Source organism: Hydrogenobacter hydrogenophilus (assembly GCF_900215655.1).
In the GTDB taxonomy this organism is placed as follows: domain Bacteria; phylum Aquificota; class Aquificia; order Aquificales; family Aquificaceae; genus Hydrogenobacter; species Hydrogenobacter hydrogenophilus.
Genome location: NZ_OBEN01000003.1, coordinates 98,408 through 113,211, shown reverse-complemented (window position 1 = coordinate 113,211; position 14,804 = coordinate 98,408). Strand labels below are relative to the sequence as shown.

Genomic DNA, 14,804 nt, shown 5'->3' with positions numbered 1-14,804 from the left:
CAAGCAATTAAGGAAGGATGCTCAAAGCCTTGGAAGAAATGAGCCTCTGCTTATTACGGACTTAGCAAGCCATATAGCTATTAGTGAAAACAAAAGGTTTGAAGGACCATAACTGAGTAACGGAAGGGCTATACCTTTTGGTGGAAGAAGGTTTACTGCCATACCTACATTCCAAAGAAAGGCGATAGCAAAGTTCATGGCTATACCAAAAAGCAGTAGCTTACCAAAGGGTTCATTAATCTTGTATGTAAAGTAAAGAAGTCTGCCTACAAGTATAGAGTAAAGACAGAAAACTAATAAAATACCTATGAATCCAAACTCTTCCCCTATGAGTGATATCACATAGTCTGTATCTGCAGCTGGCAAAGCTCCCATTTTTTGTAAGCCTTTACCTATACCTACTCCCCACAGCCCGCCGTGAGCGAAGGCAAAAAGAGACTGAATAATTTGGTATCCTGATTCTTCTGGGTCTGCAAAGGGGTCTTTCCATGCGGAAAATCTCTCCGCAACATATCCAGACTTGGAAGTCAGTATGTATAGAGTGAACAGCACAAAAAGCATTAGTATAGGTATGTAAACTTTTTTTGGAATACCACCAACGTACAGTAGGGTTCCGCAGAGCAGTAAAAGAAACACAGCTCCACCTTTATCAGGTTGAAGGGAAATGAGAAAAGCGTTTATAAGTACCAAAAAAGAAGCCCAAAGTATGTATCTCCATTCCTTTATAGACCCTTTTTCCACCAAGTAGTAAGCTATAAAGATCACAAGAGCGACCTTTGTAAACTCCAAAGGTTGCAAGCTTGTACCTATAAGCCATCTATCCACATGCCTATGTGTTATATACTTCTTCACAAGCACTATCATAAGCATAAGTGTAGATGCGGACACAAATGAGTAAACCACAGACTTTTTTTTGAGAAGTAGATAATCAAACTTTTTGCTTATAAGAAACATACCCAATAGAAAAGTGAGAAGTTGGTAAATAGGCTTTTTGTATATACTAAGGTCCCGATAGTTCTCAAAAACATAAGGTAAAAGGTTTGAGCTTATTATAACTGTCTCACCTATAATGAAGAGCAAAATGACTGCGTAAAGTATCCACCTGTCCATGTTATAGGAAAAAGAGAGCGTACGAAAAACCGAGGGCTATTCTGTATATACCAAAGGGAAAAAAGGAGTGCTTAGATATAAATTTTAGAAAAACTTTTACCGTCAAAAGAGCGGTAAAAAAAGCTGATAAGAAACCTATAAGAAGCAGATGCCATTCGCTTTGTGTAAAGGTACTATGAGACTTATAAACATCGTAAGAAGTTGCTATAATCATGGTAGGCACTGCCAACAAGAAAGAAAACTCTGCACTGGCTTTTCTGTGAAGTCCAACCAACATACCGCCTATTATAGTAGACGCAGATCTTGAAACTCCGGGTATCATGGCTAAGGATTGGAATAAGCCTATGAGAAAGGCTCGTTTTAGGCTCATGGCCCTTATGTCTCCTATATAGCAGAAGCGTTCGCAAACCCTATCCGCAAAGAGAAGGAAAACACCACCTACTATAAGAGAAAGCACAACAACCTTGTCGTTGCCTATAAGGTAGGTTTTTATGAGTTTGTATAGTAAAAAACCCAAAATGCCTGTAGGTAAAAAGGCTACTAAGATTCTCTTCCACATTTCGTAGTCCGTAGAAAGTCTTTTGGCATACAATAAGATAACAGACATTATGGCACCCATCTGAATGGCTATCTCAAAGCTTTTTGTAAAACCACTGTTATCTACGCCTAATATGTGTGCAGTAAGTATTAGGTGTCCTGTGGAAGACACAGGTAGGAACTCTGTAAGTCCTTCTACTATTCCCAAAAGCACAGCTTGGTAAATGTTCATCAAAGCACCTCCACATATATACCTTTTAGGTATAGGCTGTTTGGTACTTGAAGTATCCAAGGGTGGTCAAGATCCTGAAAACTGACCTTTAAAACCCTTATGTGTCTTTTTACATCTTTTGCTGCATCAAGGAGTACCTGAATAAGATGATCCAAGGTGATGTGAAAGGAACAGGAGTAGATGACCAATATGCCACCTTTTTTTGTAATGTGAAGGCCTCTAACTAATAGCTCTTTGTAGCCTCTGAGAGCGTTGGGTAGGCTGGCTTTATTCTTGGCAAAGGAAGGGGGATCCATAAGAACCAAGTCAAAGGTTTGACCCTCTGCATGTAGCTTTCTCATAAAGTCAAAGGCATTAGCTTCCACCCAATCTATACCATCAAGACCGTTGAGCTCTGCATTCCTTCTGCCAACTTCTAAAACCTGAGGAGATATATCAACCGCTATTACCCTTTGGGCGCCAGCCTTTCTCATGTTGAGAGCAAAACCACCCGTATGGCAGAAGATGTCAAGACAGACGTATCCCGGCTTTACCAGCTGTCTAATTAACCTTCTTGCGTATCTTTGGTCTAAGTAAAAGCCAGTTTTTTGTCCTTGGGGAATGTTAACGTAGTATCTGAGGTCTCCCTCGCGTATTATGATCTCTTCTGGTACTTCTCCGTATATGACTCCTCCTTGGGTTTCAAATCCTTCTATGCTCTGTGCGTATTCGTTTCTTTTTTCGTAAATACCTTTGGGTTTTAAAGTATCCACTATGGCTGAAATCACCCAATCTCTCATCAAGTTCATGCCAAATGTGGTAAACTCAAGCACTACGTAGTCTTTATAGACATCCGCTATAAGCCCTGGTAGAAAGTCTCCTTCTGAATGCACTAACCTGTAAGAGTCTGTATCCAAAGAAAGGCTTTTCCTGTAGTTGTAGGCTTGCTGTATTCTCTCCTCTATGAGTTCTTTGGATATCTTTTTGTCCTTGCTGAAAGAGAGAAGTCTTATGCTTATACTCACTTGGGGGTTTATGTATCCATATCCGAGGAAGTGCCCTCCCGCATCTCTGACTACCACATGTTCACCCTTTTGGGGTTTTCTGGAATAGCTTGCTATTTCAGGTCTGTAAACCCACGGAAAGTAAGCTCTGAGTTTCTCTTCTACGCCGGGCTTTACCCTCACTTGGATCATTCCCATTCTACGAGCATTTTCTGGGCTACCTCGCGAGCCTTCTCTTTACCTACGAGCTTTTCCACAAGCTTTATCCCAAAGAGCAGTGCTGTGCCAGGACCTTGACTGGTGATCACCCTGTCATCTTCAACCACTTTATCTTCTACATAGAGCGCAGGCTTTATGTCTTCTTTGAGTGTGGGATACGCTGTGGCTCTCTTACCTTCCAACAGACCAAACTTGGCAAGAGCGGTAGGAGCTGCGCATATGGCAGATATGTACTTACCCTTACTTTCAACCGCTTTTACAAGATCTTCGACCCTTTTGTCTTGCTTTAACTTTTCTACCCCACCTGCACCACCCGGAAGAATGATCATGTCAAGTTCTTGAGGGTTCAGCTCATCTACAGATACATCTGGCACTATCCTTACATTCCTTGCGCTTGCAACAGGTTCTTTTGAAAGCCCCGCTATAATAACTTCCACACCTGCCCTTCTTAGAGCATCGATAGGAGCTACAGCTTCTACTTCTTCAAAGCCATCTGCAAGTATTATAGCTACTTTTGGCATGCTTTAACCTCCTTAAGGATGCTCAAGCTTTAATTTTATAGCGGAAATGAGCTTTTCGTAAATGTATCTTATCTCGTACGCCATATCTATGAGCTTTGAGTTTTTGGTAGCTTCTGCCCTTTTGACTAAAGGGATCACGATGTTCTCAAGCTGATACTGGTACTCTTTGATGTCTGCAGAAAGCTCTTCTGATGTATAGTCATCTATGTTTATCATGTATGTTCTATAGAGCACCTTAGCGGAGGTGAGAGTATGAAGAAGCTCCTTCTCTATATCACCTTTATCAAGACCTGCTTTCGTAAAATCACCCATGTTTTAAAATTTAACACATGGACATAATAAAAACCTACAGACTTATACCCATTGAGGAGGGTAAGCACTATATAAAACTGCTCGTTCCCAAAGGTTATGATGTCTTCTCTGTGGAAGAAATAAGGTTTATCACTGGCAAAAGCGTTGAGGTGTTGGAGGTAGAAGAAGAGGAGTTTTCCAAAGAGCTACAAAAGAGGCTCGCACAGGAAGAGGTTTTCATAGAAACTGCTGTAGAAGAAGACAGAGAGCAAAAGGATATACTTCTTGAAGAAGAAAAGAGCCCTGCGGTGAGCTTTGTAAACTCCACCCTTATAAAAGCCACCACCCTTTCTGCTTCTGACATACACATAGAGCCTTACGAAGATGTGTCTTTTGTTAGGTTTAGGCTTGACGGAAGACTTCACGACTACATGAGTATACCACTCTCTCTACATGAATCTGTCATTTCACGTATAAAAGTGCTTGCCAACTTAGATGTTGCGGAAAGGAGAGTTCCTCAGGATGGAAAGATAAGAGTCAGGATAGGTAGAAGGGACTTGGACATAAGGGTATCCATAGTTCCTACCACTTTTGGAGAGAGGGTGGTCCTTAGACTCCTTGACAGGTCAGGAAGTATGCTCACCCTTGAGGAACTGGGACTTTCTCTGCAAGACCTTGAAAAGGTTAAGAGGCTTGCCAAAAAACCATACGGCATAGTGTTAGCCACAGGTCCCACAGGCGCAGGGAAAAGCACGACCTTATATGCCATGATCCTCCATGTAAAAAGCCCTGAGAAGAACATAATAACCATAGAAGACCCACCTGAGTACCAAGTAAAGGGAGTTAGCCAGATACAGGTAAATCCAAAGGTGGGACTAACCTTTGCCAGCGGACTAAGAGCCATCCTAAGACAGGACCCAGACATCATAATGGTAGGAGAGGTAAGAGACAGCGAAACTGCTCAAATAGCGGTTCATGCAGCACTCACAGGACATTTGGTGCTTTCCACCCTGCACACTAACGATGCGCCCTCTGCTATTACCCGGCTTTCTGATCTGGGTATAGAACCCTTCCTTATAGCTTCTTCTTTGGAGGGTGTGCTTGCTCAAAGACTTGTTAGGAAAGTGTGTGAGCACTGCAAGGAGCCTTATAAGCCCACAAAGGAAGAGCTGTCCCAACTGGGACTTGAGGGGAGCTATACCTTCTATAGAGGTAGAGGGTGCGATATGTGTATGGGAACGGGTTATAGGGGAAGGACAGGCATTTACGAAGTTTTGGAGCTCAGCGATGAGCTAAAACAACTCATCATAAAAACCCAAGATGCTAACGAGATAAGAAAGAAAGCAAAAGAGTTAGGTTTTAGAACCATGTACGAAGATGGACTTGAAAAGGTCATAAAGGGTATAACTACGCCTGAAGAGCTCATGAGAGCGGTAAAGGTAGAAGAATGATATACACGGGTGTAGATGGAAAAAAGCTATTCAGTGTTGAAAAGCACCTTCTGAAAAATACATGGAGGCCTACGCAAAAAACAGGCAGAAAAATATGCGTAATACCCTCAGACCTCTGCTTGGTAAGAATAGAACAAGCCTTTTCAAGAAAGATAAGCCAGTTAAGAAGTTTCTACGCTCTTGATGTGGAGCAAAGGTATGGAAAGGTAAGTTGGGACTTCTCCCTTTACCAAGATAAGGTCTTCTTAGGAGTGTATAGAGATTATCAGCCTGAAGACTGCTTTAATGTGGAGCTTGAGGTGTTTGCTCTTGCAAGGGTGTTGCAAGTGTTGGGTTATGAAAATGCATACCTTTTGGACATAGGAAGAAGAAAAACCACTCTAATAAGCCTGAAGGACGGTTTGCTAAGTGCCTACCGTGTTTTGATGAAGGGCGGGGACTACCTTACTGAACTTATCGCACAGGAAAGAAGCTTGGACTTTCAAAGCGCAGAAGAGCTAAAGAAAGAAAAGGGTTTTAACCTTGAAGAAGTCAAAAGGGGCATGCAAGATATACTAAGCTCTTTAGGTTTTAACCTAACTGATGAGCATGTGCTCTTAAGCGGTGGTGGTTCCAAGATAAAAGGAATAGAAGAGCTTTTCCAAAAAGCTCTTAACAATCATTACTGTGATCCTACTCTTAACACAGCTTTTGGTGCAAGTCTAAAGTTTTTGGTCAAAAAACCATACCCAGACTTTGTGGAAAAAGAACTTCCAAAGGAACAGTTAAAGACGGTATCTCTGCTGACAGGGTCAAGCATTTTGCTTTTCCTGGGGTCTTACGTTTTAACGGGCATGCTTTGGTCTTGGGATAATCTGAGAAGTTTGGAAAGGGAAGAGTTTAAAAAAACCTTCCCAGGTACCCCCATTGTTTCTCTTTACGATCAGGTAAGATCAAAAGTTTCTGCGGAAGAGCCATACGAACTTACAAAGAAGCTTTCCGAACTTTCCCAAAAACTAAAGCCGGATATTAAAGTCTATTCCATAGAGTTTTTGGATGGTAAGCTAACTATTAGGGGTGAGGGCAAAGAGGAGGTAATAAGCCAGATAAATCCTCAGAAGATAAAGAAAACACCTACTGGAAGCGTAGAGTTTGAGCTTGAGATAAAGTAGGATGCGTAAAATTCTCATGCTTATGGGACATTCTGCAGGTATTGGGGACATGCTCAGAGGTAGCGCAAGCTGGAGAGCCCTAAAAAACCATTTTCCCGATGCAGAACTTCACCTTCTGTTTCTTACAAAAGACAAAGGAGCGGTGTCAGAAAGACTCATATCAAGACACCACCTACTCTCTTCCTTCTACGTTATTGACAAAAACATCAAAGGTATAAGGGATTGGGTGAGATTTTTTAGGGAGTTTGACCGTGTTGTGAAAAAGGTAAATCCTGACTTTATTATTGACTTTGAGCCTCACGGTCTTAAGTCTTCGTTGCTCTGCCTTTATGCAAGGTTAAAGTACGGTATAGTGTCCTTAGGAGTTGCAGAAATACCCTTTAGAGGATACTTTTACAGTATCTCCTCAGAGTCATCAAGAAAACTAAACATACAGGATTATACAGACAGATACTTTGTAGTTTTGAAGGCTTTGGGTATAGAAAGAAGGGGCATTCCTATAGAGCTTGAAGAAACACCAGAGGCGTTAAGGTTTAGAAAGAGCTTTAGAAAAAGATTTTACATTCCTGAAGACAGGGAGCTTATTGGTCTTAACATAGGATGTGGAACACCAGATGCCCTTTGGAAAAGGCCTAACTTGGACCTTTTGAGGGAAGTTATAAAGCGGTTGCAAGAAAAAACCAACACACTGTTAGTTTTGACGGGTGCCAGTTTTGAAAAGGACATAAACCAAGAGTTTCTCAAAAACTACTCCCTGCCTGCTTTTGATCTTGCAGGACAAACAGATATTTTAGAACTTCCGGGACTTATAAGGTCTTGCAGGCTTTTTGTGTCTACAGACAGCGGACCTTATCACATGGCGGTAGCTCTAAAGGTGCCCACTCTTGCCCTTTTTGTCAAAGACTTTCCCATCTCTTACCATAGACATCCCTGGGTCTCTTGCGTGGTTTTGCGTTCCGAAAAAGACATACATTATGCGGTAGAGGAGGGTTTAAGGCTTTACGAGAATTTTAAAAAAGAAGGACAGCATAGCCCCTAAAGCCTGCCAGAAGACCACGCTAAAACCTGTGGGAAAGTCCCAAAGGTAAGAGAAGATCACTGCCCATGCGTTAAGGATAGAGCCGTAAAGCCACGCAAACAAAAGCTTCCTTTCAAACAAAAGACTCACCAGAGCAGGAGCAAGCAAAAGAGCAAAGACCACCAAAACACCAGCCAACCTTACTGAGCTTGTAAGAGTAAGGGCAAAAAGAAAGTAAAAGGTTATGGATTTATAAGGTTCTCTTAGTTTCTTCTGAGAAAGGTAGAGCAAAAAACCTATAAAAGCGTAAAGTATTCCCGCCTTTAGGACTTCTGCTTTTGGAGTAAAGAGTATGTCGCTAGCAGAGAGCTTCAAAAACTCCTCCGCTCCGTGTGGATTTTTGGAAAGGAGCAGGTAGGTGGAAGAAATACCAAAGGCATAAAGAAGACCTATAAAGGCTTCTTGGAAGGCTTTTAGTCTTTCTGAGAGATACACAAAAAGGGCACCAAGCAGAGCAAAAAGCAAGGTAAGAGAGTATGTATAGGATTCTTGAGAAAGCAAGAGGGATAGGGCAAGGCCTGTCCCAGCCATCTGCCCTACCGCAAGGTCAGTAAAGACTATTCCCTTTTGAATGATCACCCTTCCAAAGTAGGCGTGAATACCCACCAGGACAACAGACAGTAAAAAAGCGGTAAGGAGGACATCCATTATTTGCATTCGCTAAGCCTCCTTACCACCTGCTCAAAGAGGCTAAAGAGGTCTCTGGCTTCCTTTATGGCACCCACATCGTGAGGAAGGATAACCACCTTGGCATTTGTCTTGGAACTCACATACTGAGCGGTCCTATTTTCGTGATATACGTCCTGAAGTATGCACACCTTAGTACCTGCTGTCTGTATAGCTTTTATGATTTCCTCCGTGTGTTTTGCGGTGGGTGGGATGCCCGGAAGGGGCTCCAAGGTGCCTATGAGCTCTATTCCATATCTGTAAAGAAGGTAGTTGTAAAGTTTGTGGTAAGAAACCACTTTAGTGCCACGCAGTGCGGAAAGTTCCTTGTCCCAAACTTTTACTCTCTCATCCCAGCGTTTAGTAAAGTCCCTAAGGTTCTGATCATAGTAAGTGCAGTTTTTCTCATCAAGCTGGCATAACTTTTCCTTTAGTACTTTAGCAAGTATTGGTATGTTGTGGGGATCAAGCTGGTAGTGAGGATTGCCCTCGGGATGCACATCTCCCATAGCCCTTGAGACGCTAACTGGTTTTTCTATGATCTGGACAAAAGCGGATAAGTCCAAAAAGCCCTCCCTTCCGGGTTGTATCTTGGGATTGTTAGACTGCTGTATGAGCGGGGGTAAAAAACCTATCTCAAGGCTTGCCCCTTGAATTACCAAAAGGTCTGCATTTCTTAACTTTGCTATGTGGGAAGGTTTGGGAACCACAAAGTGCGGGTCCTCTGAACCTTTAGCTATGACATACAGGCTCACTCTGTCTTTTCCTATCTCCCTTACAAGCTCACCTATCCAAGGGTATGTGGCTACAACTTTGATCTGTGCAAAACTAAGAGCTATAAAAGATAAAACGGCAAAAAATACCTTTTTCATCGCTTACCTCCTTAGAACGGATGTGCTCCGTGAGCACCTATGGCAAAGTTAAACTGCAAAATAACTTCATTAACTGTTTTACGTTGTCCTTCGTAAAAGAAGGCTCTGTTTTGTCCCACCTGCAACCTTATGCGTGAAAACTCAGTAGGATCGTATTCAAGCATAGCGTAGTAGGCAGGAAGGTGTGAAGAAAGGTCTTGCTTTACTCCCATAACTTTCACGTCGTTTTTGTTTATCAGGTTATACTGAATGCCAGCTCTCCATCTTGGAGCAAACCTCCAAACAAGCTGAGCGTAGAAGCCCCCTTGCTTTTTAGATAAGTATGGAGTTATTAGGTTTCCGTTGCTGTCATAAGCGTAGCGTGTGCCCTTCTGGTCCCTATAAAGATACTCACCTTGAAAGGACACATACCTGTAAGAGTCTATGGAATACCTAGCGGTCAGGTCAAAGCCGTAGAGTTTAGTCTTTCCTGCAAAAGCGTGAGGCTCTTCAGTTTCAAGGTGATTTATCCTGCTTTTACCCGTAGCAAAGGACAGACCCGTAAGCACCGAAAGGTTGCCCACATCAAAGGAAGTTTTCACAAAGCCCACATAAAGGTTGGGTTTGCGCGCATCCCCAATGGAAATATCCCCTACTTTAAAACCATCTGTACCAAAGCTCTGCTCATTTTCCCCTTGAAGGACCTCTGCACCAAAAACCAGATAAAAGGGTGTAGGTGCAAGCCAGTTTATCTGAACACCCTTTTCTTTCAGACCGTCATCTCCCAGAAATACCTTATACACCAATGGCTGGTTGGCAAAGTCCCACACGTGAGGATGCTGAGCGTTTAGCCTTCCAAAAGAACTCCTAAACTTACCCACCTTAAACTGAAAGCCAAAGGGAAGCCCGCGCGTGACCGCATATGCCTCTTCAAGCTCTGAACCTTCCTCTGAGAAAGGAATGGTAGCATAAAGGTCAAAGTAAGGGTCTACAGGTGCATACAGGTAGAGCTCACCGTAATTGAGGTTAAACCCTCTCTTTTCGTTTAACTCTCCGTGTGCGTGTTTGTCATAAAGCCCCGGAATTTCAAGCTCTTTGTAGACCTGATCGTTTCTATTTCTGCTTACAAAAGAGGTGTCAATTATAAAAGAGATATCTGGCAGAAAGGCGGTCTGTCTGAAGGGAGACACCTGATAAGCTTTTAGTCTGTCATCATACTTTAGCCTTAGCTGTAGCGTGCGGTCAGCGGGTGCTGGTTTTTGTGCTTCTTCTTTGACCTGAGTGGTGGGTTTTGGGACCTCTTTTTGAGCCTTTTCAAGTGCTTCTATCTTCCTTTGAAGCTCTTCTATGAGCCTCTTTTGTTCTTCAAGCTGTCTTTTTAGCTCTTCCAAACTTTCTTGAGCAAAGGTGGTGCTGAATATAACAAGGCTCAAGAGTACCTTTTTCATAGTTAGCACCTCCTACGTTTTTTTTTAATCAGAAAATTTAGATAAAAGACTTTACACAGGAGGTGCCCTTGGATGTTTGTGGGTGTAAGCTTTTGAGATGGGTTTTGCTTGAGGGTTTTGGGTCTCTATGTGGAAACTTAAAAAGCTTAACTTCTTTGGCTCTATCTTTGGATTCTCTTCTATCTGCTGGCTGGATTTGAGCACGCATACAGAACAGTCAAGGTGGAGCTTTCCGTCCTTGTGCTCGTGGATAAGTACCGTTCCGCCCTCTAAGCCAAGCAGTAATAAAAGCAGAGCTAAGAGAACTCTTCTCATTCTTTGTTATACATTATAACATTCCTTACACACTCCCACATGGCTATAGCTCCTGCGGAAGACACATTCAAAGAGTTTATCTTCCCCACCATAGGTATGGATAAAACAGTGTCAGATATATCCAAAATATTTTTGGAAACCCCTTCTCCTTCGGACCCTAAAACTAAGGCACAGGGCAGGGGCATGGAAAAGCTTCTTATGTCCTTTCCTCCTCTTTCTACAGCTATTACCCAACCACCTTGCTTTTTAAATTCCCTCAAAGAGTTTGAGAGACTAGAAACCTTTGAAAGCTTAAGGTAAAACACTGCACCAGAAGAAGCCTTTACCACTGTTTCGTTTATAGGGCTTGACCTGTAAGTAGGTAAAAGAGCTCCCACTCCGCCAAACACTTCACAGGTCCGTAAAAGATTTCCTACGTTTTGTGGGTCTGTAATGTGGTCAAGAACCAGAAAAAAAGAGTTTTTTTCTATTGTAGTTTTGAAAAGTTCCTCGGGTGGTACATACTTTATAGGGCTTATGATGGCAAGAATGCCTTGGGTTTTCTTTGTACCTGCAAGCTCCTCTATCTTTTCCCTTGGAACTTTTTGGATCTTTATACCTTTCTGTTTGCAGAGCTTTACCACCTGATAAGGTGGATGAGAGTCATGAGCCACAAGCACTTTCTCTATGTCCTTGTCAGACCTTAGAGCCTCTATAACGGGATTTTTACCATAAACTATCATTCTTTGGCGATCACACCTCCACCTAAAAGCACATCCCCTTCGTAGAAAGCACACACTTGTCCGGGGGTTATGCCCCAGACCTTTTCCTCAAACTCCACAACATAGGTGTTATCTTCAGCCTCCCTTATGTCCTTTACCTTTACAGGTTTTGATCTGTAGCGCACTACTGCATAGACATCTTCCCACTCCTCTATAGGTAAGTGTGCGTTCAAGTATAAAAGCTTTAAGCTGTCTCTGTAAAGCTTATCTTCTTCTCCTACGATTAGCCTGTTGTTTTGCCAGTCCACATCTATTACATAAAGGGGCTTACCCGCAGACACTCTAAGTCCACGCCTTTGTCCTATAGTGAAGTTGTATATACCTGTGTGTTTCCCTAACACCCTGCCTTCAGTGTCTGTTATGATACCCTCTTTTGGACCAACCAAGTCTCTGAGAAACTCACCGGGCTTTTTTCCCATCAGAAAGCAAACCTCCTGAGAGTCTCTCTTTTGGGCTACTGGCAGATGGTACTCTTTGGCTATGCGTCTTACTTCCTCCTTTGTTAAAGACCCAAGAGGGAACTCAAGGAGCTCAATAGCATCACTTTCTAAAAGAGCAAGAAAGTAAGATTGATCCTTGCTTTTATCTTCAGCTTTTGCTATGAGCTTTCTGCCTTTGTATTCTAAAATCCTTGCGTAATGACCTGTGGCAAGCTTGTCTATCTGAGCTACATCTCTGAGATACTTTGCCAAAAAGCCCGTCTTTACGTCTCTGTTGCACACTGCGCAAGGGTTTGGAGTTTTCCCCTCCAAGTATTCCCTTACAAAGTAGTCAATGACCCTGCTTTTAAATATTCTTTCCCAATCTAAGGTTATATGAGGTATGCCAAGTTTTTCAGATACTCTGACTGCGTCCTTAACATCTTGTGGTGAACAGCAAACTCTTAGATCGTCTGCACTACAGCTCTCTGGAAGAGTATGAAATCTCAGAGTCACCCCTATAACTTCGTGCCCTGCAAGTTTCATAAGAAGAGCGGACACACTACTGTCCACTCCTCCACTCATACCTACCGCTACTCTCATTACCTTTTTCTCCTAAAAAAATCTCTAATATAATCAAGGACTTCCTTTCTTAAACTGTAAGAAGTTAGAAGCTCTTCCTTTTGCAGTACCAAATCCACACCCTTAGGTATTACTTGATAAGGTTTTTCTCCATCCTTTAGTATGCCCAATGAGTATGCACCCAAAAGGGTGTGTCTTACATCTTCCGCTATGCCTATCATCACTTGATCAAAGTTGTGCTTTTTATATAGCTCTTCTCTTTCTTGATCCTTCTTATTCAAAAGGGTGCTCGCAAACATGCATATTTTAGCCCATGTTGTAAGGGTTTTTTCCCACTCTTCTTTTGGTAAGGTCTCCAACTCCATGTGTATGTAGTTAAGCAGGTATTTAGCTAAGTATTCTCTTGCGGACTCTATATCTTCAAATCCCCAAACCTTAGTCATAGATTATAAATTTAAACGCTAAGGGTACGCTCGGTAGAGAACTTTCTGTATCTTTCCCATTCTTCTGGAAACTTTTTCATGGCTTGTCTTATGAGCCTTCCTGCCACCGCACCAAGACCACATATAGAAGTAGGCTGTATGAACTGGTTTACAAAATCAAAGCCCTCCCAATCCCTCTCTGTTGCGATACCTTGAATTATCCTATGTAGAAGATTTGCCTGCTCGTATGTGCCTACCCTACAGGGAGTGCACTGCCCACAACTCTCGTGAGCATAAAACTCTGCCACCTTTAAACACATCTTGACTATATCGTCCTCTTCTGTTAACACTATTACCGTTCCCGTTCCTCCAAAACCAAAGGGTGAGTAGTCCATAGGTGTGTCTAGTTCTTCTGCAGAAAAGCAGTCAAGCGCACCAGAAAATACCGCCTTAACCTTCTTGTTGTTTATAGTTCCCCCTGCGTACTTGTAAACCACCTCTCTTAAGGTGGTGTTCATGGGAAGCTCATAAACACCGGGTTTTTTAACCTTACCGCTTACTGGAAAGAGCTTTGGTCCCGGATAATCACTGGGTCCTATGTATCTGTAATCTTCCCAACCGAGCTTTACGATAAAAGGTATGTTGCAGAGAGTTTCTACATTATTGACCACTGTGGGCCTTCCAAAAAGTCCGTACTGCACAGGGAAGGGAGGCTTTATGCGTGGAAAACCTCTTTTGCCCTCAAGGGATTCTATCAGAGCGCTCTCCTCACCGCATATGTAAGCGCCTGCACCCCTTGCCACATATATCTCCAGGTCAAAACCGCTTCCCAGTATGTTTTTCCCTAAAAAACCCTTCTTTTTTGCTTCTTCTATAGCGTCTCTTAGTATGTAATACCCTGCGGTGTACTCTCCTCTTATGTATATAAAAGCCTCATTAGCACCAATGGCGTAAGCGGATATGATCATGCCCTCTATCAGAAGGTGGGGGTCTCTCTCTATGAGCACCCTGTCTTTGAAAGTGCCCGGCTCAGATTCGTCTGCGTTGCATATAAGATATCTGGGAGCAGGGTTTTGGACTGCAAACTTCCACTTTTTGCCGGTGGGAAAACCCGCACCACCACGACCTCTGAGCTGACTTTTGTCCACCCATTCTATTATTTCCTGAGGATCCATATTAAGCGCCTTCTCAAGAGCTTGATAACCTCCGCCCCGCAGATAGTCTTCTATAGTGTGCACCCTTGGTTTTTTTGCTCTTCTTAAGAGCATATCCAAGGTGGTTTCCGTGTATATGTTAGGCATAACGGGATAGGATCTCATGGAGTTTCTCCTTACTCTCAAATTTGTAAGAATCTTCGTCTATCATAAAAAAGGGTGCTTCGCTACACGCACCCAAGCATTGAACCGCTATTAGTTTAAAACGCCCATCTTTGGTAGTTTGACCAAAATCTATACCCAAAAGCTCTTTAAGAGCCTTAATTAGCTTGTCCTTGTTCATAAGCTCACACACTATGCTTACACACACTCTTATCCTGTGCCTTGCAGGCTCTCCTCTATCAAACATGTCATAAAAAGACACCACATTCTCCACATGGTTCAGTGGCAGGTCAAGAAGCTTGGCAACCTCCTCAAGGGCAAAGGAAGGTATGTGTCCGTAGTGATTTTGTACTTCGTGCAGGCACATAAGTATAGCCTGTTCCTTCTTAGGAAAGTACTCCGCATGCTCTTTGAGCTTGCTCAGAAGACCTTCTTCCAGCATGGTATTAAA

The 14,804-nt window shown here is 42.7% G+C and carries 17 protein-coding genes; 3 read left to right on the top strand and 14 right to left on the bottom strand.

Annotation, left to right across the window (positions count from 1 at the left end; translation table 11 throughout):
* Positions 1-21: 21 nt before the first annotated feature.
* The 5 genes from CP948_RS04365 to CP948_RS04345 are packed head-to-tail and all read right to left on the bottom strand — an operon-like array spanning position 22 to position 3,914.
* Positions 22-1,110 carry an FtsW/RodA/SpoVE family cell cycle protein gene (locus CP948_RS04365; protein ID WP_096601587.1) on the bottom strand — a complete coding sequence of 363 codons (1,089 nt, stop codon included), beginning with the start codon at positions 1,108-1,110 and terminating at the stop codon, positions 22-24.
* 1 nt (position 1,111) lies between these two features.
* On the bottom strand, positions 1,112-1,879 hold the full coding sequence (locus tag CP948_RS04360) for an undecaprenyl-diphosphate phosphatase (protein ID WP_096601584.1): 768 nt from the start codon (positions 1,877-1,879) through the stop codon (positions 1,112-1,114).
* Positions 1,879-3,054 carry a class I SAM-dependent rRNA methyltransferase gene (locus tag CP948_RS04355; protein ID WP_096601656.1) on the bottom strand — a complete coding sequence of 392 codons (1,176 nt, stop codon included), beginning with the start codon at positions 3,052-3,054 and terminating at the stop codon, positions 1,879-1,881. Before CP948_RS04355 ends, CP948_RS04360 begins: the two co-directional genes overlap by 1 nt.
* A complete protein-coding gene (locus CP948_RS04350; protein WP_096601581.1) occupies positions 3,051-3,602 on the bottom strand; it encodes a DJ-1 family glyoxalase III in 552 nt (183 codons plus the stop codon). The genes CP948_RS04355 and CP948_RS04350 overlap by 4 nt, the downstream gene beginning before the upstream one ends.
* 12 nt (positions 3,603-3,614) lie before the next feature.
* On the bottom strand, positions 3,615-3,914 hold the full coding sequence (locus tag CP948_RS04345; protein ID WP_096601578.1) for a hypothetical protein: 300 nt from the start codon (positions 3,912-3,914) through the stop codon (positions 3,615-3,617).
* Between the two features lie 17 nt (positions 3,915-3,931).
* On the opposite strand from CP948_RS04345, the gene CP948_RS04340 reads away from it, so the two are divergent.
* Genes CP948_RS04340 through CP948_RS04330 form a run of 3 tightly spaced genes read left to right on the top strand, consistent with a single transcriptional unit; the run spans position 3,932 to position 7,534 of the window.
* Positions 3,932-5,344 carry a GspE/PulE family protein gene (locus CP948_RS04340; protein ID WP_096601575.1) on the top strand — a complete coding sequence of 471 codons (1,413 nt, stop codon included), beginning with the start codon at positions 3,932-3,934 and terminating at the stop codon, positions 5,342-5,344.
* The gene (locus CP948_RS04335; RefSeq protein ID WP_096601572.1) at positions 5,341-6,495 is read left to right on the top strand and encodes a cell division FtsA domain-containing protein; all 1,155 of its coding nucleotides are present in this window, start codon (positions 5,341-5,343) and stop codon (positions 6,493-6,495) included. Before CP948_RS04340 ends, CP948_RS04335 begins: the two co-directional genes overlap by 4 nt.
* 1 nt (position 6,496) lies before the next feature.
* Positions 6,497-7,534 carry a glycosyltransferase family 9 protein gene (locus CP948_RS04330; protein ID WP_096601569.1) on the top strand — a complete coding sequence of 346 codons (1,038 nt, stop codon included), beginning with the start codon at positions 6,497-6,499 and terminating at the stop codon, positions 7,532-7,534.
* On the opposite strand, the gene CP948_RS04325 is transcribed toward CP948_RS04330, so the two are convergent.
* Genes CP948_RS04325 through nuoE form a run of 9 tightly spaced genes read right to left on the bottom strand, consistent with a single transcriptional unit; the run spans position 7,487 to position 14,795 of the window.
* Entirely contained in the window at positions 7,487-8,230 is a 744-nt protein-coding gene (locus tag CP948_RS04325) for a metal ABC transporter permease (protein WP_245810083.1), read from the bottom strand. The genes CP948_RS04330 and CP948_RS04325 overlap by 48 nt on opposite strands.
* Positions 8,221-9,111, bottom strand: coding sequence for a metal ABC transporter solute-binding protein, Zn/Mn family (locus CP948_RS04320; protein WP_096601566.1), 891 nt, complete (start codon positions 9,109-9,111; stop codon positions 8,221-8,223). Before CP948_RS04320 ends, CP948_RS04325 begins: the two co-directional genes overlap by 10 nt.
* A gap of 11 nt (positions 9,112-9,122) precedes the next feature.
* Positions 9,123-10,538, bottom strand: coding sequence for a hypothetical protein (locus CP948_RS04315; RefSeq protein WP_096601563.1), 1,416 nt, complete (start codon positions 10,536-10,538; stop codon positions 9,123-9,125).
* A 51-nt stretch (positions 10,539-10,589) separates the two neighbouring features.
* Positions 10,590-10,853: a hypothetical protein gene (locus tag CP948_RS04310; RefSeq protein ID WP_096601560.1), complete on the bottom strand. Its 264-nt coding sequence runs from the start codon at positions 10,851-10,853 to the stop codon at positions 10,590-10,592.
* A complete protein-coding gene (gene rlmB, locus CP948_RS04305) occupies positions 10,850-11,575 on the bottom strand; it encodes a 23S rRNA (guanosine(2251)-2'-O)-methyltransferase RlmB (protein ID WP_096601557.1) in 726 nt (241 codons plus the stop codon). The genes CP948_RS04310 and rlmB overlap by 4 nt, the downstream gene beginning before the upstream one ends.
* Positions 11,572-12,636, bottom strand: a complete 1,065-nt coding sequence (mnmA, locus tag CP948_RS04300) for a tRNA 2-thiouridine(34) synthase MnmA (protein ID WP_096601554.1) — start codon at positions 12,634-12,636, stop codon at positions 11,572-11,574. Before mnmA ends, rlmB begins: the two co-directional genes overlap by 4 nt.
* The gene (locus CP948_RS04295; protein ID WP_096601551.1) at positions 12,636-13,058 is read right to left on the bottom strand and encodes a hypothetical protein; all 423 of its coding nucleotides are present in this window, start codon (positions 13,056-13,058) and stop codon (positions 12,636-12,638) included. Before CP948_RS04295 ends, mnmA begins: the two co-directional genes overlap by 1 nt.
* 11 nt (positions 13,059-13,069) lie before the next feature.
* On the bottom strand, positions 13,070-14,356 hold the full coding sequence (locus tag CP948_RS04290; RefSeq protein WP_096601548.1) for a complex I 51 kDa subunit family protein: 1,287 nt from the start codon (positions 14,354-14,356) through the stop codon (positions 13,070-13,072).
* The gene (nuoE, locus tag CP948_RS04285) at positions 14,331-14,795 is read right to left on the bottom strand and encodes an NADH-quinone oxidoreductase subunit NuoE (RefSeq protein ID WP_096601545.1); all 465 of its coding nucleotides are present in this window, start codon (positions 14,793-14,795) and stop codon (positions 14,331-14,333) included. The genes CP948_RS04290 and nuoE overlap by 26 nt, the downstream gene beginning before the upstream one ends.
* Positions 14,796-14,804: the final 9 nt, after the last annotated feature.

Bases quoted from the DNA above. Each gene is read 5' to 3' on its own strand.
- nuoE (WP_096601545.1), bottom strand. From the start codon at position 14,795: ATGCTGGAAGAAGGTCTTCTGAGCAAGCTCAAAGAGCATGCGGAGTAC.
- CP948_RS04290 (WP_096601548.1), bottom strand. From the start codon at position 14,356: ATGAGATCCTATCCCGTTATGCCTAACATATACACGGAAACCACCTTG.
- CP948_RS04345 (WP_096601578.1), bottom strand. From the start codon at position 3,914: ATGGGTGATTTTACGAAAGCAGGTCTTGATAAAGGTGATATAGAGAAG.
- CP948_RS04355 (WP_096601656.1), bottom strand. From the start codon at position 3,054: ATGATCCAAGTGAGGGTAAAGCCCGGCGTAGAAGAGAAACTCAGAGCT.
- CP948_RS04350 (WP_096601581.1), bottom strand. From the start codon at position 3,602: ATGCCAAAAGTAGCTATAATACTTGCAGATGGCTTTGAAGAAGTAGAA.
- mnmA (WP_096601554.1), bottom strand. From the start codon at position 12,636: ATGAGAGTAGCGGTAGGTATGAGTGGAGGAGTGGACAGTAGTGTGTCC.
- CP948_RS04335 (WP_096601572.1), top strand. From the start codon at position 5,341: ATGATATACACGGGTGTAGATGGAAAAAAGCTATTCAGTGTTGAAAAG.
- CP948_RS04325 (WP_245810083.1), bottom strand. From the start codon at position 8,230: ATGCAAATAATGGATGTCCTCCTTACCGCTTTTTTACTGTCTGTTGTC.
- CP948_RS04360 (WP_096601584.1), bottom strand. From the start codon at position 1,879: ATGAACATTTACCAAGCTGTGCTTTTGGGAATAGTAGAAGGACTTACA.
- CP948_RS04330 (WP_096601569.1), top strand. From the start codon at position 6,497: ATGCGTAAAATTCTCATGCTTATGGGACATTCTGCAGGTATTGGGGAC.
- CP948_RS04295 (WP_096601551.1), bottom strand. From the start codon at position 13,058: ATGACTAAGGTTTGGGGATTTGAAGATATAGAGTCCGCAAGAGAATAC.
- CP948_RS04315 (WP_096601563.1), bottom strand. From the start codon at position 10,538: ATGAAAAAGGTACTCTTGAGCCTTGTTATATTCAGCACCACCTTTGCT.
- CP948_RS04365 (WP_096601587.1), bottom strand. From the start codon at position 1,110: ATGGACAGGTGGATACTTTACGCAGTCATTTTGCTCTTCATTATAGGT.
- CP948_RS04320 (WP_096601566.1), bottom strand. From the start codon at position 9,111: ATGAAAAAGGTATTTTTTGCCGTTTTATCTTTTATAGCTCTTAGTTTT.
- CP948_RS04340 (WP_096601575.1), top strand. From the start codon at position 3,932: ATGGACATAATAAAAACCTACAGACTTATACCCATTGAGGAGGGTAAG.
- rlmB (WP_096601557.1), bottom strand. From the start codon at position 11,575: ATGATAGTTTATGGTAAAAATCCCGTTATAGAGGCTCTAAGGTCTGAC.
- CP948_RS04310 (WP_096601560.1), bottom strand. From the start codon at position 10,853: ATGAGAAGAGTTCTCTTAGCTCTGCTTTTATTACTGCTTGGCTTAGAG.